This is a genomic window from Rossellomorea sp. ABR4_012 (assembly GCF_056159545.1).
The window spans coordinates 1-234 of the sequence record NZ_JBSWVK010000016.1; the positions used below are offsets into that span (position 1 = coordinate 1).

At 53.0% G+C, this 234-nt stretch carries 1 rRNA gene; it reads right to left on the minus strand.

Annotated features, from left to right (window positions below):
- A 16S ribosomal RNA gene (locus ACXAFV_RS22530) occupies positions 1–217 on the minus strand; the annotation flags it as partial.
- Between the last annotated feature and the right edge of the window lie 17 nt (positions 218–234).

Consider the following 234-nt stretch of genomic DNA (forward strand, 5'->3'; position numbering starts at 1 on the left):
AAGCCACCTTTCAACAGTTCCTCATGCGAGGAACTGAGTTATCCGGTATTAGCCCCGGTTTCCCGGAGTTATCCCAGTCTTACAGGCAGGTTACCCACGTGTTACTCACCCGTCCGCCGCTGATCTCAGGGAGCAAGCTCCCTTTGATCCGCTCGACTTGCATGTATTAGGCACGCCGCCAGCGTTCGTCCTGAGCCAGGATCAAACTCTCCGATAAAAGTTTGAATAGCTCTT